This window comes from Chryseobacterium sp. BGA-UO-ETr-SB22, assembly GCF_059567885.1.
Genome location: NZ_JCAQOV010000005.1, coordinates 1103978 through 1126816 on the forward strand (window position 1 = coordinate 1103978; position 22839 = coordinate 1126816).

The following is a 22839-nucleotide window of genomic DNA, read 5'->3' on the forward strand; positions in this document are numbered from 1 at the left end:
TCATAGGAAATTAGGTAAATTTGTCTAACAAAAGTTTTACAAAATGTCAAAAAAAGCAATACTGGCAATTCTTGACGGATGGGGATTGGGAACAAACCCTGACGTTTCTGCAATAGATAAAGCAAATACACCATTCATAGACAGCTGTTACAAAAAATTTCCGCATACTACACTTGAAGCGAGTGGACTGGCTGTAGGTCTTCCTGCAGGACAGATGGGAAATTCTGAAGTTGGGCACATGAACCTGGGAGCGGGGAGAGTGGTTTACCAAAACCTGGTGAAACTGAATATGGCGGTTGAAAACGGAACACTGGGTCAGGAAAAAGTGATTCAGGATGCTTTCGAATATGCAAAAAAAGAAAATAAAAAAATACACTTTATCGGGTTGGTTTCCAACGGAGGAGTACACTCACATATCAATCACTTAAAGGGATTATTGACTGCTGCAAAAGAATTCGGTTTAAATGAGAACGTATTTGTTCATGCATTTACCGATGGTAGAGACTGTGATCCACATTCAGGATTCGGATTTATTGACGAACTTCAGAAGCATATGGATGCTACTACCGGAAAGCTGGCAACAGTGGTAGGAAGATACTATGCAATGGACAGAGATAAAAGATGGGAGCGTGTAAAGTTAGCTTATGATGCTCTTGTAGAAGGAGTAGGTGAGCTAGTAACTGATGCTTTGGCTGCCATTAAAACGTCCTATGATAATAACGTTACAGACGAATTCCTGAAACCGATCATTTTAATGAATACTACCGCTACAGGAAATGTAGTGCCGGTAGCAAAAATCATTGATAATGATGTTGTGATCTGCTTCAACTTCCGTACAGACAGAGGTAGAGAAATCACAGAAGTACTTTCCCAAAAGGATTTCCCGGAATATTCTATGAAGAAACTGAACCTTTATTATATTACGTTGACGAATTATGATAAAACATTCCAGAATGTACAGGTAGTTTTTGACGAAAACGTATTGACGGAAACAATGGGTGAAATTCTTGAAAAAAATGGAAGATCTCAGATCAGAATCGCAGAAACAGAGAAGTATCCTCACGTTACTTTCTTCTTTTCAGGAGGAAGAGAAGAAGAATTTGTAGGAGAAAGAAGACTGCTTTGCCCAAGCCCGAAAGATGTTCCTACTTACGATCTTAAACCGGAAATGTCAGCCTATGATATTACCAATGCAATAGTACCGGAACTGGAACAGGGAACTGCTGACTTTGTTTGTCTGAATTTCGCCAATACAGATATGGTAGGACATACAGGAGTTTTTGAAGCGGCTGTAAAAGCTGCTGAAGTAGTAGATCAGTGCATAGAAAAAGTAGCAACGGCTGCTTATGAAAACGGATATGCTGTTTTTATTCTTGCGGATCACGGAAATTCAGATGTAATGATGAATCCGGATGGAACTCCTAATACACAGCATTCAACCAATCTTGTTCCTTTCATTGTAATGGACAAAGATCAGACATGGAATTTAAAACCAGGAAAACTGGGAGATGTAGCACCTACAATTCTTAATGTAATGGGAGTTGAAATACCGGCTATAAATGGAGATGTTTTAGTTAGCTAAAATTCAATAATATTGTCAAAAGAATGCCGTTATACTTTGTATGATGGCATTCTTTTATGATTTATGTCAGATAAGGTATGAGTTGCATACTTTATTATGCGTTAAATAATAAATAAATTATATCTTTGTAAATTAAAACTGAATAGTAAAATGTATCAAAAGCTTGTTAGGAAAGAAGTAATGGGATTATTGGAAAAGGAAGTAGGTTCTTTTCTTGATAAATTTTTAACGCCAATTGAAAAAATATGGCAGCCTTCCGATTATTTGCCAGATCCTTCAAGCGATGACTTTAAACACGACCTGGAAGAAATTCAGACTTTCGCCCGTGAAATGCCTTATGATCTTTTTGTAACTCTTATCGGAGACTGTATCACGGAAGAAGCTCTTCCTTCATATGAGTCTTGGTTAATGGGAGTTGACGGAATTGATCAGGAGAAAAATGAAGTCGGCTGGGCCAACTGGATCAGAGCATGGACGGGTGAAGAGAACAGACATGGAGATCTTTTGAGCAAATATCTTTATTTGTGTGGAAGAGTAAACATGAGAGAACTGGAAGTTACCACTCAATATCTAATTAATGATGGTTTCGATTTAGGGACAAGCATGGATCCTTACAGAAACTTCGTTTATACAAGTTTTCAGGAAACAGCAACCAATATCTCTCACAGAAGAGTTGGTACATTAGCTAAACAGTCCGGAAACGGAAAACTGGCGAAAATGTGTGGAGTGATTGCTGCTGATGAAGCAAGACACGCAAAAGCGTACAAACATTTCGTTGCTAAAATTTTAGAAATAGATCCTTCAGAAATGATTCTTGCATTTGAAGATATGATGCGTAAAAAGATCGTAATGCCGGCTCACATGATGAGACAGTCTGGTCAGAAAGCAGGTGAGCTTTGGGGGCATTTCTCAGATGCAGCACAAAGATGTATGGTCTATACAGGAAATGATTATATCAATATTTTATCTGACCTGTTGGATGAATGGAAGATTGAACATGTAAAAGGATTGACTGAAAAAGCTGAAAAAGCTCAGGAATATTTAATGAAACTTCCGGGAAGACTACAGAAAATCACAGACAGAATTTCTACTCCGGATCTTCAGTTCGAATTTAAATGGGTGAAAAGCTAATAGAACGATATTATTATTTAAATTATAAAAGTATTGAGTGCCTTTCTTTTGGGCACTCTTTTTATTTCTTATCTTTGCAAAGCTAAAAAAAGACAAAATGTTAAATAATAAAAAGATTGCTGTTGACTTTGACGGGACTATTGTTGATGATGCTTACCCGGCAATCGGAAAACCAAAAACTTTTGCATTCGAAACTTTGAAAAGACTTCAGGCTGAAGGATTCAGACTTATTCTTTGGACTTACAGACATGGAAAAACCTTAGATGAAGCCGTAGAATTCTGTCAAAAAAATGGAATAGAATTTTATGCAGTAAATTCAAGCTTTGAAGGTGAAGTTTTTGATCCTGAAACTCAATCCAGAAAACTGGATGCAGACTGGTTTATTGACGACAGAAACTTAGGAGGATTCCCTGGATGGGGTGAGATCTACAATATTATTCAGGAAAGAATAGAATTCCGTGTAGAAGGAAAAGAAGTTCTTGCCTATTCAAAACTTAAAAAAGAAAAGAAAAAAGGACTTTTCTGGTAGGATATAACATGAGAAGCCGGATATTGGAAATTAGTTTAATATTATAAAATCCAGGCTTCTATTTTTTATCAGAAAGAGTTTATAGATTGTTATAAGTGAAATAGGCACATGCTGTAATCTGGCTTTTAACATCTAATATCTAACATCTATACAACAATGATTCAATTAAAAACGATAGACGAATTGCGTCTGATGAAGGAGAGTGCCCGACTTGTTTCTAAAACATTGGGAATGTTGGCAAAAGAAATTAAACCAGGGATTACGACCTTATATTTAGATAAACTGGCTCATGATTTTATTAAAGATCATGGTGCTGAGCCTGCATTTTTAGGATACGGAGGATTCCCGAATTCTCTTTGTATCTCTCCGAATGAGCAGGTAGTTCATGGCTTTCCAAATAACGACGTAGTAAAAGAAGGAGATGTTCTTTCCGTAGACTGTGGAGTTATTCTTAACGGTTTCGTAGGAGATCATGCCTACACTTTTGAAATCGGGGAAGTGAAGCCTGAGGTTAAAAAATTACTGCAGGTGACCAAAGAATCTTTATACAAAGGAATTGAGCAGGTTGTCAGAGGAAAAAGAATAGGAGATATCTCCCATGCCATCCAGGCACATTGTGAAAAAGAAGGATATGGAGTAGTAAGAGAACTTGTAGGACACGGTTTAGGAAGAAAAATGCACGAAGATCCACAGGTTCCTAACTACGGAAGACAGGGAAGTGGAAAAATAATTAAAGACGGTTTGGCGATTGCTATTGAGCCGATGGTTAATATGGGTACTGAAAAAGTAAAGTTCCATAATGACGGCTGGACAGTGACGACTCTTGATAACATGCCATCTGCTCACTTTGAACATGATGTAGCGGTAATTAATGGTAAACCGGTATTGCTTTCAACATTTGACTATGTATATGAAGCTTTAGGGATTGTAAGTGATGAAGAAAAGCAGTTCCAACTGGATTTTTAATGAAAAAGGTAACGAAACTTTTACTGAATAAAATTCCGCGTCCTATGCTTATTAAAATGAGTATTTGGGCAAGACCGCTTATTTATCAGTTTTTCAAAGGAGATAAGTTCTACGATCCTATTGATGGAAGATCTTACAGAAAATTCCTTCCGTATGGATATGGAAAGCAAAGAGAAAATGCTCTTTCTCCGGGAACTTTAAGCCTGGAGAGACACCGCCAGATGTGGCTGTATCTTCAGAATGAAACTGATTTTTTCATTAAAAATTATAAAGTTCTGCATATTGCTCCCGAACAGGAATTTTTAAGGAAATTCAAGAGAATGAGTAACCTGAACTATATTTCGGCAGACTTATATTCTCCCATTGTAGATGTGAAAGCAGATATTCTGGATTTACCTTTTGAAGACGAAAGTTTTGATATTATTTTCTGTAATCATGTTCTGGAACATATCGAAGACGATGCCAAAGCAATAAGTGAACTGTACAGGGTAATGAAGCCCGGCGGATGGGGAATTCTTCAGGTTCCGATGAAAAACTCACTGGAACAGACCTATGAAGATTTTACCATTAAAGATCCGAAAGAACGTCAGAAACACTTCGGCCAATACGATCACGTCCGCTGGTACGGAATGGATTATTTTGACCGCTTAAGAAAAGCCGGTTTTGAAGCAGAACCGAACTTCTATTCACAGAAATTCCCGGAAGAAGAAATTAAAAAATATGGGTTAAGACACAATGAAATTTTACCTATAGTTTATAAAAAATAAAATAAAACCCGTTTTCAATTATTGAAAACGGGTTTTTTATTTCTTTATTACTCTTTTGTAAAAGGATATGATTTATAATTTTCCAAAACTAAAATATACTGTCCTTTTTGAAAACCGCTTGTGTTAATTGATAGTGTAATATCATTTGTCGTAGTTTCAAATACCAGCTTCCCTGATAAGTCGTAAATCTTAAGCGCAAGCCTTCTCTCGATATTTTCAAGATGTAAAGCCTCTTTTACAGGATTAGGGTACGCTTTGAACGTTTTCTTAACCGCTTCACTTTCTTTAGTGCTTAATTGCGCACTGTTGTTATAATATATTTTGTTTCCTGAAGGATCTGTGATCGCCAGTGTCTTTAGATTACCGTTGGTTGTGATCTGATAACTGTATATAGATGCATACGCTGCCAAACCGTAAATATCACAGTTTTTCTGATCGTAGGCACGAACAGGTCCGGCATTTCCTCCGTTATAATACAGAAGAGTACACGAGCTTGCTGTTTTGATAAGGTTATTTGTTCCAGGCATGATCCCAAAACTCATCATCGATGAATTGTAATATTTGGAATTAATAACATAGCTGGTACCTCCCGCTGAATTGAAGGTTGTAGCAGGAACTCCGTTGTCTATTAAAGGAGTATTGGTTGTCTGGCCGCCGCTTGTTACCATCTTGGAAATATACCAGTTGTTGGAAAGCAGTTCAGAAGTTTGCTGGGCAGTCAGTAAACTACCCGCTAAAAAGAATAATAATTTCTTCATAGTTAAAAGTTTCCGGTAAAGATATAAAAAGAAATCATTCCCACTTATCAGTTGATCAGGATCATAAAGATCAAAATTAAGAACGAAAAAACCGCCTTCATGACGAAGACGGCTCCATTTTTAAATATAGATAGAAGTTTATGCCTTTTAGTGTGATGAAGACACGGCTTTCAAGCCTACTACAGAACCAATAAGCGTTACAATAAAGAAAACTCTCCAAAAACTTACAGGATCTTTAAAGAAGATAATCCCCATTAAAGCCGTTCCTACCGCTCCAATTCCTGTCCATACCGCATAAGCAGTACCAATAGGTAAGGTTTGGGTCGCTTTAATCAATAAAACCATACTGATGGTCATGGTGATCAGGAAACCGGTATACCACAGATACATCTCAGTTCCTGATGTTTCTTTTGCCTTTCCCAGACATGATGCGAAGGCAACTTCAAATAATCCCGCAATAACTAATAGTAACCAATTCATTTTTTAAATTTTTCTACCGCAAAGTTCAGAATTTGAAAGGAGAAAAAATTTTACAATTGTTAAAAAATGAAGTTGAGGAAAGATTTAAGAAAGGTAGATGGGAGCGGGAAGAATGAAGCTGGAAGTAAAGGATGGTCATATCAGTAGGAGAGGACTTTAGTCCGCTTTCAATATAACAATCGTTCCTTTGGCTTTTGCCAAAACTTAAATTAAGAATTACAGAATTTTTAAATCTTTCAATCCTTCAATTTTTCAATCTACTTGATTTCTGCCCGTATCCTGCTCAAACTTACTTGCGTAATCCCAAGATAGGATGCAATATACCCCAGCTGAACCCTTTTAAGCAGATCAGGTTGATAAGTCATAATATCTTTATAGCGCTCCAGCGAAGTTTTGAACTGTCTGAAAATAATCAGTTCTTCAGATTTTATCATCTCTGCTTCTGCCAGTTTTCTTCCCCAGTTGGCAATATGAATATCTTCATTGAACAGTTTTCTGAGACTTTCCGTTTCCATTCTGTACAGATCGCAGTCTTCCAGCAATTCGATGCTTTCATAGCCGGGTTTATCCTCCACATAGCTTTTCATAGAAAGGATGCATTGCCCTTCACTTCCAAACCAGAAAGTAATATCATTATCAGCTGTTGAAGAATAAGCTCTTGCGATCCCTTTGCGGATAAAATAAAGATAAGGAATCACTTTATCAGCTTCCATCAGGCAAAAACCTTTAGGATGAGAAACCTCTGTAATGTGCTCTTTTAAACTGTTTTTTGATGTTTCAGGCAGAATGTAAATCTGGTCAAGAATCTGGTCTATATTCATAAAGATGAATTCTAATATTCAAAAATATCAGTTTTAACTAATGCAATACAAAATTATCAGTAATTTTTATAAGAAATATTGTAATGAAGATAATCAAAATTATTCCGATTCAGAATACATATCATTAAATATTTCCCTTCCTCATACTATATCTGGGGATATAACTCTCTTTTTTCTTTTAAAAATTAAGATTAACCGTAAAGACCAATTTTGTTTTAGTAACTTTGCAGTTCGTAATATTATTTTTATGCACAAAGCTGGATTTGTAAATATAGTTGGAAAGCCCAATGCGGGAAAATCGACCTTGCTGAACCAATTAATGGGAGAGAAGTTGGCGATTGTTACGCAGAAAGCTCAGACAACCCGCCACAGAATTTTTGGTATTTATAATGAAGATGACCTTCAGATTGTATTTTCTGATACTCCGGGAGTATTGGATCCAAAATACGGATTGCAGGAGAAAATGATGGATTTTGTAAAGGACTCTTTACAGGATGCTGATGTTTTCCTGTTTATTGTAGATGTTACCGATAAAGCGGAACCATCAGAATTTTTAATTGATAAACTGAATAAAATCCCCGTACCTGTACTTCTTTTATTAAACAAAGTAGATCAGACCGATCAGGCGGGCCTTGAAAAATTAGTAGAAGACTGGCACAATAGAATTCCAAAAGCTGAAATTCTGCCTATTTCTGCGTTAAATGCCTTTAATACAGAGATTATTTTACCTAAAATAAAATCTTTACTTCCTGAAAATCCTCCTTACTACGACAAAGATCAGTATACGGATAAACCCGAAAGATTCTTTGTAAACGAGGCAATACGTGAGAAAATCCTTCTGAACTATGATAAGGAAATTCCATATTCAGTAGAAGTAGTGACTGAGCAGTTCAAGGAGAAAGAAGGAATTATCTTTATCGATTCTATTATTTATGTAGAAAGAGATACTCAGAAAGGAATTATTATCGGGCACAAAGGAGAGGCCATTAAAAAAGTAGGTACAGAAGCGAGATTAGACCTTGAGAAGTTTTTCACCAAGAAGATTCACTTAAATTTATTTGTAAAAGTGAAAAAAGACTGGAGAAAGAACGACAGAGATCTTAAAAATTTCGGTTACAGATAAACTAAAACGGCTGTAATCCCGTTGTATTAAAAGATTTTTATTACCTTAGTATAAATTTTTTAGTAAATGAACTATAATAATTCAAATTGGAGCTCAATACCTAAAGATATTATTTTATTAGCAGTGAGAGTATTTGTTGGTTTTGCAATGCTGTCTCACGGCTTTCCAAAACTTCAGATGCTATTGGCAGGTGGTAAAATTGAGTTCTTCGATTTTATGGGACTTGGGCCTCAGATATCTCTGATTCTTACGGTCTTTGCTGAATTTGTTTGTTCAATACTACTTATATTAGGGCTTTTTACAAGAGTTTCTTTAGGTTTTCTGATCTTTACCATGATCATCGCTGCTTTTGCAGTACATGGAGCAGATCCTTTTGAGAAAAGAGAAATGGCACTTGTTTATCTTTCCGTTTATCTTTTACTCATGGTAATTGGAGCAGGAAAAGTTTCGGTAGATCATATGATTGAAAGAAGAAAAAGAGCTTCAGACTGGTAATCTTAACAAGAATATAAATAAGAAAGGCACTTCAGGAAATGAAGTGCCTTTTCTGTTATTAATAGTTGCAATGAGGTAAGCATTCCCAAATAAGGGCTCCGTTTTCGTCTCTTACTCTACAAGCCATATAGCCTGAATCACATAATGGTGCACTTCCTCCTTTAATCGTTTTCAAATTGCTTTTTGATAATTTTCTTAAATTTTTCATATTATTTTAATTTGTAAGATAAAAGTAATAAAAAAACAAATATGACACCAAAAAGAGTCTTATTTTTTCATGTTAGAAATTTGTTAAAATTCACTACATTCGTAGAAAATGAATTTATATGAAGATAAAACTGACTATTTGCCTATTGGCATTTCTCAATTTTTATGATGCACAGGAAAATATTACTTATCAGAAACCTTCTGCTGAGATTTTAAAACTTGCAGATTATCAAAGACCTCCAAGTGTTTTGATGAACAGCAAAAAAGACTGGGTAGTTTTTACTTATCGTCCAACATATAAAACATTGGAAGACCTTAGCCAGAATGAAATGAAACTGGGTGGACTGAGAATCAATCCGGTTACTAATATTTCGAGCAGCATGACCTACTCAAATAATCTGAAGATCAGAAAGATCAATGATAAAAATGAGATTCAGGTAAAAAATATGCCTTCCAATCCAAAAATTGCATATGTTTCTTTCTCACCGGATGAGAAAAAACTAGCTTTTACCAATACAACAAATAAAGGGGTAGAGCTTTGGGTTGTAGATATGGAAACGGCCTCTGCCAAAAAAATTACCGCTGATAATCTGAATGCCAACTTGGGAATGCCTTACGTATGGTATAATGACTCTCAAAGCTTCCTGATCAGAATACTACCACAAAACAGACCTGCCCTTATAGATGCAGCCAAAGATCTTCCGACAGGCCCGATTGTTTCAACAGCAGATGGTAAAGTCTCTCAAAACAGAACGTATCAGGATCTTTTGAAAAATCCTCAGGATGAAAAAAACTTTGAGACACTTACAGCTTCTGAAATCTATAATGTAGATCTTACAGGAAATCTTAAGAAAGTGAAAGATCAGGATATGTATGCCGGCTTGAGTTTTTCTCCAGACGGAAATTACCTGATGGCTACAACAATTAAAAAGCCGTTTTCTTATATCGTTCCATTAAACAGATTTCCGTCAACAATGGTTATATATGATATGAAAGGAAATGCTGTGAAAACAGTAAACGAAGTTCCTTTGAATGAAATAATGCCGAAAGGATTCTCATCTGTAAGAACGGGAAAAAGAGACATGTCATGGAGAAGTGATGCTCCTGCTACGCTTACCTATGCTGAAGCTTTAGACGGAGGAGATCAGTCTAAAACAGCAGACTACAGAGACGAGATATTTACCTGGGAAGCACCATTTACAGCAGCTCCGAAATCATTCTTCAAAACAAAACAGAGATATGAGGATGTAGTTTGGACTAATGATCATTATGCGATTGTTTCTGAAGGCTGGTATGACACAAGAAATACAAAATCTTACCTGATAGATCTTAACAACGGAGAATCCAAAGTTTTTGATGACAGAAATTATCAGGATGTTTACAGTGATCCGGGAAACTTTAACACAACGAAAAACCAGTATGGGAGATATGTAATCGATATGAAAGGAGGAAAGACCTATCTGATCGGAGATGGATTTACCAAAGACGGACAGCATCCTTTTATTGATGAAATGGACGTTAAATCACTGAAAAAGAAGAGACTTTATACTTCTAATATAAAAAACGGTAAAGAAGATATCATTGATATTCTTAATGCTTCAAAGGGTGAAATTCTTACAACTCAACAATCACCGAGCCTTTATCCTAATTATTTTAAAAAGAATATTAAATCTAATAAAGCAGAAGCTGTAACTAACTTTGCCAATCCTTTTGAAAGCATCAAAGACGTTTACAAAGAAGTGATTACGTATAAGAGAAATGATGGTGTTACTTTAACAGGAACTCTTTATCTACCTGCTAATTACGACAGAAAAGCGAAAAGAGAGAAGCTTCCGTTGCTAATCTGGGCTTATCCTACTGAATATAAAGATAAAAATACAGCAGGGCAGAATACTCAAAACCCGAACGACTTTACATTCCCGTATTACGGATCTTTTGTATACTGGACAACCAAAGGATATGCAGTTCTGGATGATGCTGCATTCCCGATTATTGGTGAAGGGAAAACAGAGCCTAACGATACCTTTATCCCTCAGTTGGTGGCGAATGCTGCCGCTGCCATTGATGCAGTAGATCATCTTGGATATATCGACAGAAAGAAAGTAGCGGTAGGAGGACATTCTTACGGAGCTTTTATGACGGCTAACCTTTTGACTCATTCTGATCTTTTTGCATGTGGTATTGCAAGAAGTGGAGCTTATAACAGAACGTTGACACCATTCGGATTCCAGAGCGAGCAGAGAAATTACTGGGATATTCCGGAGATCTACAACAAGATGTCTCCGTTCATGAATGCGGATAAAATGAAAACACCGCTTCTTCTGATTCATGGTGATGCAGACAACAATCCGGGAACGTTCACATTACAGACTGAAAGATACTTCCAGGCATTGAAAAATCTTGGTGCCCCGGTAAAAATGGTTCTTCTTCCAAAAGAAGCCCATGGATATCAGGCTAAAGAAAATATCTTACACCTTTTATGGGAACAGGATCAGTTCCTTGAAAAGTGTTTGAAGAAATAAATTACAAAAGAGACTGTTTATCATAAACAGTCTCTTTTTTTGATTAAAACAAATAATAAAGAAGCTAAAGGTATCATCCAAAAACTCCATAAATAGACCATTAGAGATACTTGCTTAAAGCGAAGCTCATCTGAATAATCTTACCCCCTTAATAAACCTTAATGGTTTACATATTAAAGATGCTTCAAGATTTCATCAACACTCCTAAACTCCATAAAATTCGGATGCTCCAGATTAATATCATGCTGCTCATGGCTCCATGTGACATGATAAGGAATATGAGCTGCCGTTCCCCCGATTTCCAATACCGGAAGGATATCTGATTTTATTGAATTCCCAAGCATCAGGAAATTTTCAGGGTTGCAGTCCAGATGTTTCAGAAGCTTTTTATAATCATTTTCTTTTTTATCGCTCATAATCTCAATATGATGGAAATAATCCTGCAGCCCTGAGTTTTTCAGTTTGCGCTCCTGATCCAGAAGATCTCCTTTTGTAGCCACAACCAGTCTGTATTTTCCCTTTAAGCTCTCAAGAGTTTCTGTAACCCCATCCAATAATTCAATTGGTTTCTGAAGAAGATTCTGACCCAGGTGAATGGCTTTGCTTACCAGTTCCAACGGAGCGGTGTTATTGGAGACCCTGCCAATGGTTTCAATCATACAAAGCATAAATCCTTTTACGCCGTAACCGTAAAGGTGAAGATTCTGCATTTCCATTTTAAATAATTCCTGTGATACCGAATGTTGCGGAAGATAATCCTCAAGCAGTATACAGAATTCTTTCTCAGCTTCCTGAAAATAGGGTTCATTAATCCAAAGCGTGTCATCTGCATCAAAGGCAATCGTAGTAATATGATTATTCATTTTTGTTTTGTAATTTTCTGTTCTCAAAATTCAGTATAAAAACTCAATAAGCAAAGGACATTTGTCCCGGATCCATATGTTACGAACGAATCAGGCATTTTTAAATTATTTTGAAGAACTTTATCATAAACAGGAGGGTAGAGAAGAAGTCGTTTTAAAATCTTTTTCCAGGGATGAAAATATTTTGGTTCAGGATCAGCTATTATCAAAGGTCATGTTGATCAAAGAAGGGATCACCAAATGCTATTTTACCGAAGAAAATGGAAAGGAATACATTGTCGAATTTCTGGGAAACGGTGAAGTCCTTGGAGAAGTAGAATTGATTAAAAACATCAGCTGTTTATGCGGGGTAAAAGCAGTATCTGATGTAGCTGTTTATGAAACAACCATTTCTTATTTTAAATCTTTGATCAAGAATGATCTGACTCTGAATCATTTATTGCTGGATTCATTTGCAGAAAGAATTATCAATACTTCCAGCAGGGCTTCTTACCAACAGCTTTATACGGTAGAACATACTTTAACCCAATTATTGAATATGCAGTCCAAACAGGGAATTCAGATTTCAAAAGAAGACATGGCTGCCTATCTGGGAATCACAGTGAGAAGTCTCAATCGAATCTTAAAGGATTTGAAATGATTTTGTTGGAAAAATATATAAGTAATATTCCTATTCTTTGTTGGAAAATCGCAAAGTCGCAAAGGCTTTTCATGTTGATGTTTAGAATTTTAAGGCGCAAGAAAATCGAGGATTTTCAGCAAATAATGATAAGTTTTCTCGCAGATTAAGTAAATTATGCAGATCTTTTCATTATTATCTGTTTGGGTGTGACTAGAAATAAGCAATATTCAATTTTATCGAAGAAAAAATCTTTGCGCCTTAAAAGTATGTTATCTCTTAATTCTATTGCGCCTTTGCGTATTTAAATAAAATAGTAAGTTGTTTATTTGTTATTTTTAGGGGTGTTTTGTTTTAAATACCGATATTTAATAATTAAGTAATGATTTTTATGGGGTGTTTTGGAAATTTATTACATTTGTGTAAAATTAAGTTGAATATTCATCAATGGAAAAATTAAAGTTCAGAAATGCTGAATTGGCCGATTTAAATAAAATCGTAGCTATATATAATTCAACAATTGCTTCAAGAATGGTAACTGCAGATATGGAAGAAGTGTCTGTAGAAAGCAAGCTGCAGTGGTTTGAAGAACATAACCCTCAGACAAGACCACTTTGGGTGGTTGAAGATGATCAAAACCAAATGATCGGATGGGTAAGCTTCAGTTCATTCCATGAGAGAGCAGCATACAACGGAACGGTGGAAGTAAGCATTTATCTGGATGAAACCTGCAGAGGAAAAGGATATGGTAAAACAATTCTTCAGTATTGTATTGATAACGCTGGAAAATTTGGAGTAAAAAACCTGGTAGCACTTATTTTCCTTCATAATGAACCAAGTTTGAAACTGTTTAGATATTTTGGATTTGAAGATTGGGGAAGCCTGCCTAATGTAGCAATTTTGGATGGCGTTGAGAGAAGTCTAAAGATTTTAGGAAAGAGAATAGATTAAGCTGGATAGAAAATTGTGTCTATCTGTGAATTTAATTTGTGCTTATAAAATCTTAAAAATTAGCAAGATCGCTTCCAATTTTAAACCATCTTATTTTTTACCTGGCAGATTATTTTTGTTTTGATTCCTGATAATATAAATTAATAATTTTATTTCTCCACGTTTTTATTTGCTTCACAATTTCCTCTAGATCTCTTTGGGGATTTAGGGCAATAATACCATTGTATACAGGGTAATCGTGAATATTTAAATTATAATGACTCAAAGCTTTTTGTGGAGATTCCAGCTCATTTTTTATATATTTTGCCAGAACAAAAATTAAGGAAATATCGGGATCGGAATAGTAAAGTTGTGGGTTGTCTTCTTCATTAACTAGTTTATAGTCTGTTAATACTGTTTTTAAATAATGTTCAAAAGCCAAAATAGCCAGATTATATATTGATTCATGTTCATATTTTTCATCCATAGTTTCCCACCAATCAATGCTAAGTTCATTATCTAATAAATAAGTTAAAGCATTTTTAAGCCCATTAATGATAATCTTTAATCTTTCAAAACTAAAATCATAAGCTAGAGCATCGTTTCGAAGGTCTTCTTTAGTTAAATCCATAGCTGATTTATATCATCATAATTACTAAATAATAAAGTTAAATAAAAAACGCAGAGTTTTTGAGCTCTGCGTCAATATTTACTTATATTTTATGTTTATGAATTCTGCTTAATTCTTTTCGCAGACATATTCAGGAATCGTTTCACCAGGAAAACAGCAGAAACTGTTAATCCTAATCCGAGCGCAATCCACATTCCGAATGCTCCCATTTCCAAGGTAACACAGAAGAAATATCCCAAAGGAATGGTAATCACCCAATAAGCGATAAAAGTATAAATAGATGGAATTTTTACATCCTGCAACCCTCTCAGCATTCCTAAAGCAGTCACCTGAATTCCATCAGAAAGTTGGAATAGTGCTGCAATAATCATTAGTTTTGATGCCAGGGTAATTACTTCTACTTCTTCTTTTTTCGTAAAGAAAGTCGGAAGTATATTTCTTCCTAAAATAAATACCAATCCACAGATACACATGAAAATAAAGGCAATCTTCAGGTTGTTGATTCCTACTTTTCTGAGTTCCACAAAATTCTGTTCACCCACTTTTCTGCCGATCATTACCGTAGAGGCAACACTAAACCCAACACATAAGTTAAAGGTAAATGAAGCCATACTTAAGGCGATCTGGTGAGAAGCAATATCATGAGCAGAAATCAGTCCGCAGATAAATGCAGCTCCGGCGAAAGCGGTTACTTCAAAGAACATCTGTAAAGCGGTAGGTAATCCCAGTTTCACCATTTTATCAAACATCTGCTTTGAGAAATCCTGAATTTTTAAAGAGAAATCTTTAATATAACGTCTTGTTTTTTCTTCTTTTACCAAAACAAAATAAAGGAAAACAACCATGAAGATTCTGGAAATCAGAGTTGCCAGAGCAGATCCCTGTACACCCATTGCAGGGATTCCCCAAAGTCCTTTAATGAAGACATAGTTTAAAGCAATATTGATGATATTCGCAATAATGGTTGCTTTGGTAACTCCAATGGTATAAGATAGTCCTTCAGAAACTTCACGAAGCGTCTGGAATGCCATAAACGGGATCATACTGATTACCATTATACTTAAAAAGCCTACCGTATCAGGGATAATCTTGGCCGGCTGCCCTGTGTGATAGAGTAGAGGCATCCCCAAAAGTAAAATAACCATCAGGATCACCCCAACAGACATATTGATGATAAAACCGTGACTGAAAACAGAATTGATGGTAGCATGATCCTGCTTTGAATGTGCTTCCGAAACCAGTGGCGGGATGGCAAACGAAAAGCCCAGGGCTAATACAAATATTGAGAAAAACACAGCATTCCCCAATGATACGGATGCCAATGCATCAGCACCCAAAAGTTTTCCGACAATAATATTATCGAATAAGTTTACCGAAACCTGCCCCACCTGGGTGAGCATCACAGGCAGAGCCAAAGTCAGGCATTCTTTCGTATAGTTTTTGTTTAAAAATTTCATAATATTTTAAGATTCATATAGTTTATAATTAAAATAGGGACAAAAAAAATTTGCAGTGTGGGTACACTGCAAATTTGTATAATATTGTAAATAATAGCTTTATTATTTCCTTACAAAACTTGCAACGTCACCTTCAGAAACAGTGTTTCCACCAAGAATAATCAATCTTTCCACAACATTCCTTAATTCCCTGATATTTCCAGTCCATGAAAGAGCTTTTAAAGCATCAACAGCTTTATCATCAAACTTTTTCATAGCAGTACCATGTTCATCAGCAATCATACCTGAGAAATGCTCAACCAGCAATTTGATATCATCTTTCCTGTCATCTAGTGGTGGAACATAGATTTCAATAACAGAAAGTCTGTGGTAAAGGTCTTCTCTGAATTTCCCTTCCTCAATTTCTTTCTGCATATTTTTATTGGTTGCCGCAATTACTCTTACGTCAACTTTTATTTCTTTATCACTTCCTACAGGAGAAACTTTGCTTTCCTGAAGAGCTCTCAATACCTTAGCCTGAGCAATAAGACTCATGTCACCAATCTCATCAAGGAAGATCGTACCACCGTTAGCCTGCTCAAATTTTCCCTGCTTATCTTTAATAGCTCCTGTAAAAGATCCTTTTACGTGTCCGAAAAGTTCAGACTCAATAAGCTCAGACGGAATTGCAGCACAGTTTACCTCTATCATAGGTCCTCTTGCACGTTCACTTTGATTGTGGATTGCATGAGCTACCAATTCTTTTCCGGCACCGTTAGGCCCTGTAATAAGAACTCTGGCGTCAGAAACGGCTACTTTTTCGATCATATCCTGAATCTTTTGAAGAGCAGGAGAATTACCGATCATCTGGTATTTTTTGTTTACTTTTCTTTTTAAGGTTTTATTTTCAGTCTGAAGATTTTTGTTTTCTTTCTTCAGAGTTTCCTTCACCAAAGCATTTTTCACACTCGTGATCAATCTGTTGATATCAATAGGCTTGGAGATAAAATCGTATGCACCCTCTTTCAAACAGGAAACAGCAGAATCAATATCTGCGTGGCCTGAGATCATGATAAAAGTAGTTTCTGGTTTTAATGCGAGACTTTGCTTCAAAAGTTCAGTTCCTGAAAGTTTAGGCATCTTAATATCAGAAATCACCAATGCGAAATCTTCTTTTTCTACCTGCTTGTAACCTTCAAGGCCGTCTTCAGCGATAACAAATTCATAATCGGTTAGTTCATCCGAAAGAATACTGTGAAGTACTCCCGAGATTGCTTTTTCGTCTTCTACTATAAGGATTTTTTGCATAGTTGCAAATTTAAATTTTTTGTTTCAATTATTAGCAAAAACCATACCTAAATATTCTATTTTGAATAGTCTCTTCTTCCAAAAATTGCAGATCCAACTCTCACAGAGTTAGCACCACACTCAATAGCTGCCGGGAAATCATCACTCATTCCCATTGATAATGTATTTAGTGGTTTTAATTGATTTAATTCATCAAAAAGCCCCTTCAGGATTAAAAATTCATTTCTGACCTGTTGTTCATCATCCGTAAATGTTGCCATTCCCATTAAACCAGTAATTTCAATATTGGAGAACTGGCCTTCAATATACTGCTGAAACAGATCTTTTGCCTCTGAGATTTCAAGCCCGAATTTACTTTCTTCAGCCGCAATTTTTACCTGCAGCAGAACCTTAATGATCCTGTTGTTTTTCACTGATTCCTTGTTGATTTCTGCTAATAACTTTTCAGAATCCACACTTTGTACCGTATCTATAAAAGGAGCAATATATTTTACTTTATTGGTCTGTAAATGACCGATAAGGTGCCATTGGATATCCTGAGGAAGGAGAGGGTGTTTCTCCATCAGTTCCTGTACCTTGTTTTCTCCAAAAATTCTTTGTCCCAGATCGTATACTTCCTGAACTGCAGCAGCAGGATGTGTTTTGGAAACAGCAACCAGCTGAACATTGGATGGCAGCTGGTTTTTTATGGATTTATAATTTTCTTTAATACTCATAGATGCAAATTTCCGAAATTTCGCTGACAGTTGCCAGACATCAACCCATTTTATGGGGAGCTTTTACAGAAAAATTAATTCAAAACCTCATTGATCTTAGGATATTGAGAAATCTTTCTGAAAACAAACTTGTTGCTCTTCTGTAATTTTTCAATAAACAGGTCCAGCTCATTGATGGAATCTGTATCTCTGAGATATTGATCATGAGTAAGAAAAACAAGGTGTCTTGAAGTTTTTTCAAGGTCGTTAAAGAAAATACTGTCAACTTTCTTGATCATCGCTTCATGGCTTCCTTTTAAAGTCATTTTTTGGGAAGGTCTCCATTCAAGATCCCATCCGATTACTTTATAGCCCGCATTTTTAAGACCATCAGCGGCTGCAGTAGAACTTTTGATGTCGGTTACATTTATATTATTAAGTCTCCAGATATTTCTTCCCGGAGTTCTTGCTATTTTATCAGAAAGCTTCAGGCTGTCTTTGGCGATATCAAAATCGTGAACTACAGATTCAGCATTTTTATAAAAATCCGTGTATTTGTTGTGGGCATGACTAAAGCTGTGGTTGGCCAGTTCTATAAGAGGGTTTTGCTTCAGAAGCAGCAGGTCGTCTTTCTGTTTTTTGCTTCCATAGGCGTGTTTCCCTACCAGAAAGGCGGTTGCACAAACATTTCTTTTGTCCAGGATTTTTAGAAGATTTTCGGTTCCCTGATTGGGGCCGTCATCGAAGGTAAGGTAGATCACTCTTTTATCCGGGTCTACGCTTTCATCGTCCATTTTGGGGACTATTTCTGCGGAAGGATGTTCCTGTGAATTGACGACAGGGTCACTATTCACTTCATTCTTGAAATTACAGCTGTACAATAAAGCCGAAGTTGCACTCATCAATGCAAACATCCCGAGAAAAGTCTTATTTCTTGACTTTCCCGCAAAAATTTTTCTCATAAAGGTTATGGAATTTAAATTGTTAAAGATTGTTAAAAATAACAGTTAAAAGTTAACAAATTATATGCCATATTTTACTGAGTTTCGCCTTTTTAAGTTTATTTTAAGAACTTTATTTTAAAGGAGATTTCCATTAACTTCTGCATAGTAAAGTTATGGTTTCTTTTTCTTTGTTTTTTAACATTTATAAATACGAAACCGATAGTTGTTTTCTATATTTATTAAGGTTTCAATATTCCTCATATAATAGGGAATTATTTTTGAGTACAACCAGGTGGCTGAAATAAAAAGATTCTTATTTGTCTAAAATACTTTTTAGGTACAGTGAATTTTTAATAGCTGAAGTTCCCCAGGTGTTATTGAAAAATATAAAAGAAGTTTGTTCAGAATTTTTAATCTTCCCGGCAAGTTCATTCAAAAAACTTTCGCTGTATTCAGATTTGTAAAGGACAGGTTTTCCGTGAAGTCTGTAATAGAGTATGGCTGGATGATTGACAATCAAATCTTCAGGAAGATCACCCGGAAAGCTTACGCCTGAAAAAACAATATTAAGATCTTTTAAAAGATCAAAAACTTCTTTTTGCCACCATGAGTTGTGCCGGAATTCAATGACATTCAGAAATGTATGATCGATAGAACTGATGATACGTTCTCTATTTTCCGATGTGTTTGTAAAGGAAGGAGGAAGTTGGTATAGAAATCCGGAGAGTTTGTCCTTCAGATGGCTTTGGATATGACTGCAGAATGCTGTAATGTCTTCTTTCGAATTTTCAAGACGGTTGATATGGGTAATCGTTTTTGGGATTTTAATAAAAAATCTGAAAGAATCAGGAGTTTCATCATACCATTTCAAAAGTGTTTTTGATGTGGGTTTTCTATAAAAAGTAGAATTAATTTCTACTGAGTTGAATGTTTTTGAATATAAAGAAAGAAAATCTTTACTTGGGGCATCTTCAGGATATAAAGACCCTTTCCAGTCGTTATTATAAAATCCTGAACACCCTATGTAAAGATTTTCTTTTGTCATGATGTTATTTTATATCCAGATCCACGGAATTTAATCTCAATGAATTCAGAATCACAGACAGAGAACTGACACTCATAGCAGCAGCTGCAATCATTGGTGATAACAGAATTCCGAAGAATGGATACAATAATCCTGCCGCTACTGGAACTCCCAGTACATTATATATAAATGCAAAGAACAGGTTTTCTTTAATGTTTTTGAGAAGTTTTTCACTTAGTAATTTCGCTTTTGCAACCCCAATAATATCTCCTTTTAATAAAGTAATCTCAGCGCTTTCAATGGCTACATCTGTTCCTGTTCCCATAGCGATTCCTACATTAGATTGGGCAAGGGCAGGAGAGTCATTAATTCCGTCTCCGGTCATAGCAACAATCTTACCTTGTTGTTGCAGCCTTTTTACTTCGTTCAGTTTATCTTCCGGAAGACAATTGGCTTTGAAATGTTTGATCCCTAATTCATCGGCTACGGCTTTGGCTGTATGTTCATTGTCTCCGGTCATCATAATGACATCAATTCCTTCGCTCATCAGCTGTTTAATGGCTTTTTTGGAGCTCTCCTTTATCTTATCTGTAAAACTGATGAAGCCAAGCACCTGCTGATCCTGTGCAATATAAGAGATGGTATGTGCCTTTGACTGTACTTCCACAGCTTTTTGTTTTAAATTTTCCGGAATGATGATCTGATGTGAGGTTAACAGGTTTTCATTTCCTAAATAAGCCGTTTTACCATTAATATTTCCTTTCACTCCTTTTCCTAAAATGTTTTCAAACTGATCTACTTTTTCAGAAGTTATATTTTCTTCTTTTGCTCTTTTTATTACAGCATTGGAAAGTGGGTGTTCTGAGTTCTGGTTCAATGAAAAGGCCAGTTTTAAAATCTGATTCTGATCTCCGGTTACGGTTTCAATATGTTCTACTGAAGGTTTTCCTTCCGTTAAAGTTCCTGTTTTATCTGTGATCAAAACATTTACTTTATTCATTTGTTCAAGAGCTTCTGCGTTTTTAATCAGGATTCCGTTTTTAGCACCTTTCCCGATTCCCACCATTAAGGACATAGGAGTTGCTAACCCCAGGGCACACGGACATGCAACAATTAAAACAGCCACAGCATTCACGAATGCAAATAAAGTTCTTTTTCCTTCCGGGCCGAAAAACTGCCACAGAATAAAAGTAAGTACAGCAATAAGAATTACTACAGGAACAAATACTTTTGAAACTTTATCAGTAAGCTTCTGGATTGGAGCTTTGCTTCGGCTGGCTTCATTGACCATTTTAATGATCTGTGAAAGGAGAGTTTCATCTCCTACTTTTTCAGCCTTCATTATGAATACGTGATTGCCGTTTATCGTTCCCGAAGATACTTTATCATCTACATTCTTTTCAACAGGAATAGGTTCACCAGTAATCATACTTTCGTCTACGATAGAATTTCCCTCGGTAATTTTTCCGTCCACAGGAATTTTTTCACCCGGTTTTACTTTTAATAAATCTCCAATTTTCACCTGAGAAAGAAGCACTTTCTTTTCTTCGCCATTTACAATGAGGTTGGCCTCGTCCGGTGAAAGATTCATCAATTCTTTGATGGCATTACCTGTTTTTTTATGAGCAGCAGCTTCCATTAACTGCCCTAAAATAACAAGGGTTAAAATCACACAGACTGCCTCAAAATATAGTGGAATTTCATGGTTGTGCCCACGAATTTCGTGTGGAATAATATCCGGGAATACTAACGCTGCAATACTGAAAATAAATGCAGCTGCCACGCCCAAAACGATAAGACTGAACATGTTGAGATTCCATGTTTTAAAAGAAACCCAACCTCTTTTCAGCAGGAACCATCCTGAATAAAACATTACCGGAAGAGTCAAAGCAAGTTCAATAAATCCCTGAATCTGATGAGAAAAGGGAAAATTGATAAACATTCCGCCCATTGAAAGAATGAAAACAGGAATGGTGAATGCTAATGAGGTAATGAACTTCCTTTTTAATATATTGTATGTTTCATCTTCTTCATCGTCACCGCTGTCTGGCATTCTTACGAGATCCATTCCGCAGATCGGACAGCTTCCTGGTTCATCATGAATGATTTCTGGGTGCATAGGACAGGTATATTTTGCTGTTTTCTTTTCCGGATATTTCACAAGATCCATCCCGCAGACAGGGCATCCTACATTGGAATCATAGGTTTTATCTCCTTCACAATACATAGGGCAGTAGTATCGGCCTGCCATCTCATCAGTTACTTTAGGAGCTTCGTGATTATGACTGTGATGATCATGATGATTATGAGCGTGGGCGTGAGAATGATGCTGGTGTGAACTTCCTTTTTGAACGAGTTCTTCAGTGATAGGCTCTAAATGCATGTGGCAAACCGGACAGTCTCCTTTTTCATCATATACTTTATTCCCTTCACAAAACATAGGGCAATAGTGTTTTCCTATACTGTTTTTAAAGTTTTCGGGAAGATTGGTTACAGAATAAGTTGGCTTATGATTAGGATCTTTAGCTAGTTTTTCTTCAATGGGTACCAGGTACATTTTGCATACAGGGCATCTTTCACCTTGTTTGAAATATACTTTATCTCCTTCGCATTCCATTGGACAATAGTATACTGAAGATGGAGATACGCGGTCCTGAGGCTTTACAAAGGCTTTCTCAGGATTATTCGGATCTTCAAGTCTGTATTTTCCTATTTCTGCCAAAGCCTCATTTAAAACTGAAAGTTTTACTTCATGATCGGAAGTAATGGTTGCGGTATTGTTTTCCAGATTTACATCGGCTTGCACACCTTCAATATTGTTCAGTTGGTTAGAAATCTTTTTCTGACAGCCAGAACAGGTCATTCCGAGTATTTTATACTGTTGTTCCATGATTCTTAAAATTATAATACAAATTTCCAAAAAGGAACATTAAGGTTGTTATAAATTTAAGGATATTAGTTATAAAATTAGGTTGGAGGTTTAAGAAGTGGGAGAATTGTAGGGTGTG

The 22839-nt window shown here is 36.1% G+C and carries 22 protein-coding genes; 10 read left to right on the top strand and 12 right to left on the bottom strand.

Annotated features, from left to right (window positions below; translation table 11 throughout):
• Positions 1-43 precede the first annotated feature (43 nt).
• The 5 genes from gpmI (at position 44) to AC57AW_RS12255 (ending at position 4975) form a co-directional block, all read left to right on the top strand.
• Complete coding sequence (gpmI, locus tag AC57AW_RS12235; protein WP_496352095.1) at positions 44-1582, top strand: 2,3-bisphosphoglycerate-independent phosphoglycerate mutase; 1539 nt, start codon at positions 44-46, stop codon at positions 1580-1582.
• A gap of 150 nt (positions 1583-1732) precedes the next feature.
• Positions 1733-2713 (top strand): acyl-ACP desaturase, encoded by a 981-nt coding sequence (locus tag AC57AW_RS12240; RefSeq protein ID WP_496352096.1) that lies wholly within the window; start codon positions 1733-1735, stop codon positions 2711-2713.
• Between the two features lie 97 nt (positions 2714-2810).
• Positions 2811-3242 (top strand): BT0820 family HAD-type phosphatase, encoded by a 432-nt coding sequence (locus tag AC57AW_RS12245; RefSeq protein WP_318846133.1) that lies wholly within the window; start codon positions 2811-2813, stop codon positions 3240-3242.
• A gap of 156 nt (positions 3243-3398) precedes the next feature.
• Positions 3399-4208 (top strand): type I methionyl aminopeptidase, encoded by an 810-nt coding sequence (gene map, locus AC57AW_RS12250; RefSeq protein ID WP_496352097.1) that lies wholly within the window; start codon positions 3399-3401, stop codon positions 4206-4208.
• Entirely contained in the window at positions 4208-4975 is a 768-nt protein-coding gene (locus AC57AW_RS12255) for a class I SAM-dependent methyltransferase (protein ID WP_496352098.1), read from the top strand. The genes map and AC57AW_RS12255 overlap by 1 nt, the downstream gene beginning before the upstream one ends.
• A 47-nt stretch (positions 4976-5022) precedes the next feature.
• Here AC57AW_RS12255 and AC57AW_RS12260 read toward each other — a convergent pair whose 3' ends face one another.
• From AC57AW_RS12260 to AC57AW_RS12270, 3 genes are all read right to left on the bottom strand, one after another.
• Positions 5023-5733 (bottom strand): T9SS type A sorting domain-containing protein, encoded by a 711-nt coding sequence (locus tag AC57AW_RS12260; protein WP_496352099.1) that lies wholly within the window; start codon positions 5731-5733, stop codon positions 5023-5025.
• Between the two features lie 147 nt (positions 5734-5880).
• Positions 5881-6213: a DMT family transporter gene (locus AC57AW_RS12265; protein WP_318846130.1), complete on the bottom strand. Its 333-nt coding sequence runs from the start codon at positions 6211-6213 to the stop codon at positions 5881-5883.
• A 257-nt stretch (positions 6214-6470) separates the two neighbouring features.
• Positions 6471-7034: a Crp/Fnr family transcriptional regulator gene (locus AC57AW_RS12270; protein ID WP_496352100.1), complete on the bottom strand. Its 564-nt coding sequence runs from the start codon at positions 7032-7034 to the stop codon at positions 6471-6473.
• Positions 7035-7281: 247 nt separating this feature from the next.
• Between AC57AW_RS12270 and era the strand changes: the two genes are divergently transcribed.
• Both era and AC57AW_RS12280 read left to right on the top strand, forming a co-directional pair.
• Positions 7282-8157 (top strand): GTPase Era, encoded by an 876-nt coding sequence (gene era, locus AC57AW_RS12275; protein ID WP_318846128.1) that lies wholly within the window; start codon positions 7282-7284, stop codon positions 8155-8157.
• A gap of 66 nt (positions 8158-8223) precedes the next feature.
• On the top strand, positions 8224-8652 hold the full coding sequence (locus AC57AW_RS12280; RefSeq protein ID WP_496352101.1) for a DoxX family protein: 429 nt from the start codon (positions 8224-8226) through the stop codon (positions 8650-8652).
• 58 nt (positions 8653-8710) lie between these two features.
• Here AC57AW_RS12280 and AC57AW_RS12285 read toward each other — a convergent pair whose 3' ends face one another.
• Entirely contained in the window at positions 8711-8860 is a 150-nt protein-coding gene (locus AC57AW_RS12285) for a bacteriocin-like protein (RefSeq protein WP_413228574.1), read from the bottom strand.
• 118 nt (positions 8861-8978) lie between these two features.
• On the opposite strand from AC57AW_RS12285, the gene AC57AW_RS12290 reads away from it, so the two are divergent.
• Entirely contained in the window at positions 8979-11381 is a 2403-nt protein-coding gene (locus tag AC57AW_RS12290; protein ID WP_496352102.1) for an alpha/beta hydrolase family protein, read from the top strand.
• A gap of 173 nt (positions 11382-11554) precedes the next feature.
• Here AC57AW_RS12290 and AC57AW_RS12295 read toward each other — a convergent pair whose 3' ends face one another.
• Positions 11555-12244, bottom strand: a complete 690-nt coding sequence (locus AC57AW_RS12295; protein ID WP_496352103.1) for an HAD family hydrolase — start codon at positions 12242-12244, stop codon at positions 11555-11557.
• A 76-nt stretch (positions 12245-12320) separates the two neighbouring features.
• Between AC57AW_RS12295 and AC57AW_RS12300 the strand changes: the two genes are divergently transcribed.
• Together AC57AW_RS12300 and AC57AW_RS12305 are read left to right on the top strand one after the other, a co-directional pair.
• Positions 12321-12884, top strand: a complete 564-nt coding sequence (locus tag AC57AW_RS12300) for a Crp/Fnr family transcriptional regulator (RefSeq protein ID WP_496352104.1) — start codon at positions 12321-12323, stop codon at positions 12882-12884.
• Between the two features lie 426 nt (positions 12885-13310).
• Positions 13311-13814 carry a GNAT family N-acetyltransferase gene (locus AC57AW_RS12305; protein ID WP_318846123.1) on the top strand — a complete coding sequence of 168 codons (504 nt, stop codon included), beginning with the start codon at positions 13311-13313 and terminating at the stop codon, positions 13812-13814.
• A 109-nt stretch (positions 13815-13923) separates the two neighbouring features.
• On the opposite strand, the gene AC57AW_RS12310 is transcribed toward AC57AW_RS12305, so the two are convergent.
• The 7 genes from AC57AW_RS12310 to AC57AW_RS12340 form a co-directional block, all read right to left on the bottom strand.
• A complete protein-coding gene (locus AC57AW_RS12310) occupies positions 13924-14424 on the bottom strand; it encodes a hypothetical protein (RefSeq protein WP_496352105.1) in 501 nt (166 codons plus the stop codon).
• Positions 14425-14519: 95 nt separating this feature from the next.
• Positions 14520-15881 (bottom strand): MATE family efflux transporter, encoded by a 1362-nt coding sequence (locus tag AC57AW_RS12315; protein WP_318846121.1) that lies wholly within the window; start codon positions 15879-15881, stop codon positions 14520-14522.
• Between the two features lie 102 nt (positions 15882-15983).
• On the bottom strand, positions 15984-17168 hold the full coding sequence (locus AC57AW_RS12320; RefSeq protein WP_318846120.1) for a sigma-54-dependent transcriptional regulator: 1185 nt from the start codon (positions 17166-17168) through the stop codon (positions 15984-15986).
• Positions 17169-17224: 56 nt separating this feature from the next.
• Positions 17225-17884 (bottom strand): YggS family pyridoxal phosphate-dependent enzyme, encoded by a 660-nt coding sequence (locus AC57AW_RS12325; protein WP_496352106.1) that lies wholly within the window; start codon positions 17882-17884, stop codon positions 17225-17227.
• A gap of 74 nt (positions 17885-17958) precedes the next feature.
• Positions 17959-18825, bottom strand: a complete 867-nt coding sequence (locus AC57AW_RS12330) for a polysaccharide deacetylase family protein (RefSeq protein ID WP_496352107.1) — start codon at positions 18823-18825, stop codon at positions 17959-17961.
• Between the two features lie 295 nt (positions 18826-19120).
• Entirely contained in the window at positions 19121-19852 is a 732-nt protein-coding gene (locus AC57AW_RS12335) for a DUF72 domain-containing protein (protein ID WP_496352108.1), read from the bottom strand.
• A gap of 4 nt (positions 19853-19856) precedes the next feature.
• Entirely contained in the window at positions 19857-22721 is a 2865-nt protein-coding gene (locus AC57AW_RS12340) for a heavy metal translocating P-type ATPase (protein WP_496352109.1), read from the bottom strand.
• Between the last annotated feature and the right edge of the window lie 118 nt (positions 22722-22839).

Excerpts from the sequence above, each read along its gene's own strand:
- gpmI (WP_496352095.1), top strand. The coding sequence starts at position 44 with ATGTCAAAAAAAGCAATACTGGCAATTCTTGACGGATGGGGATTGGGA.
- AC57AW_RS12240 (WP_496352096.1), top strand. The coding sequence starts at position 1,733 with ATGTATCAAAAGCTTGTTAGGAAAGAAGTAATGGGATTATTGGAAAAG.
- AC57AW_RS12245 (WP_318846133.1), top strand. The coding sequence starts at position 2,811 with ATGTTAAATAATAAAAAGATTGCTGTTGACTTTGACGGGACTATTGTT.
- map (WP_496352097.1), top strand. The coding sequence starts at position 3,399 with ATGATTCAATTAAAAACGATAGACGAATTGCGTCTGATGAAGGAGAGT.
- AC57AW_RS12255 (WP_496352098.1), top strand. The coding sequence starts at position 4,208 with ATGAAAAAGGTAACGAAACTTTTACTGAATAAAATTCCGCGTCCTATG.
- AC57AW_RS12260 (WP_496352099.1), bottom strand. The coding sequence starts at position 5,733 with ATGAAGAAATTATTATTCTTTTTAGCGGGTAGTTTACTGACTGCCCAG.
- AC57AW_RS12265 (WP_318846130.1), bottom strand. The coding sequence starts at position 6,213 with ATGAATTGGTTACTATTAGTTATTGCGGGATTATTTGAAGTTGCCTTC.
- AC57AW_RS12270 (WP_496352100.1), bottom strand. The coding sequence starts at position 7,034 with ATGAATATAGACCAGATTCTTGACCAGATTTACATTCTGCCTGAAACA.
- era (WP_318846128.1), top strand. The coding sequence starts at position 7,282 with ATGCACAAAGCTGGATTTGTAAATATAGTTGGAAAGCCCAATGCGGGA.
- AC57AW_RS12280 (WP_496352101.1), top strand. The coding sequence starts at position 8,224 with ATGAACTATAATAATTCAAATTGGAGCTCAATACCTAAAGATATTATT.
- AC57AW_RS12285 (WP_413228574.1), bottom strand. The coding sequence starts at position 8,860 with ATGAAAAATTTAAGAAAATTATCAAAAAGCAATTTGAAAACGATTAAA.
- AC57AW_RS12290 (WP_496352102.1), top strand. The coding sequence starts at position 8,979 with ATGAAGATAAAACTGACTATTTGCCTATTGGCATTTCTCAATTTTTAT.
- AC57AW_RS12295 (WP_496352103.1), bottom strand. The coding sequence starts at position 12,244 with ATGAATAATCATATTACTACGATTGCCTTTGATGCAGATGACACGCTT.
- AC57AW_RS12300 (WP_496352104.1), top strand. The coding sequence starts at position 12,321 with ATGTTACGAACGAATCAGGCATTTTTAAATTATTTTGAAGAACTTTAT.
- AC57AW_RS12305 (WP_318846123.1), top strand. The coding sequence starts at position 13,311 with ATGGAAAAATTAAAGTTCAGAAATGCTGAATTGGCCGATTTAAATAAA.
- AC57AW_RS12310 (WP_496352105.1), bottom strand. The coding sequence starts at position 14,424 with ATGGATTTAACTAAAGAAGACCTTCGAAACGATGCTCTAGCTTATGAT.
- AC57AW_RS12315 (WP_318846121.1), bottom strand. The coding sequence starts at position 15,881 with ATGAAATTTTTAAACAAAAACTATACGAAAGAATGCCTGACTTTGGCT.
- AC57AW_RS12320 (WP_318846120.1), bottom strand. The coding sequence starts at position 17,168 with ATGCAAAAAATCCTTATAGTAGAAGACGAAAAAGCAATCTCGGGAGTA.
- AC57AW_RS12325 (WP_496352106.1), bottom strand. The coding sequence starts at position 17,884 with ATGAGTATTAAAGAAAATTATAAATCCATAAAAAACCAGCTGCCATCC.
- AC57AW_RS12330 (WP_496352107.1), bottom strand. The coding sequence starts at position 18,825 with ATGAGAAAAATTTTTGCGGGAAAGTCAAGAAATAAGACTTTTCTCGGG.
- AC57AW_RS12335 (WP_496352108.1), bottom strand. The coding sequence starts at position 19,852 with ATGACAAAAGAAAATCTTTACATAGGGTGTTCAGGATTTTATAATAAC.
- AC57AW_RS12340 (WP_496352109.1), bottom strand. The coding sequence starts at position 22,721 with ATGGAACAACAGTATAAAATACTCGGAATGACCTGTTCTGGCTGTCAG.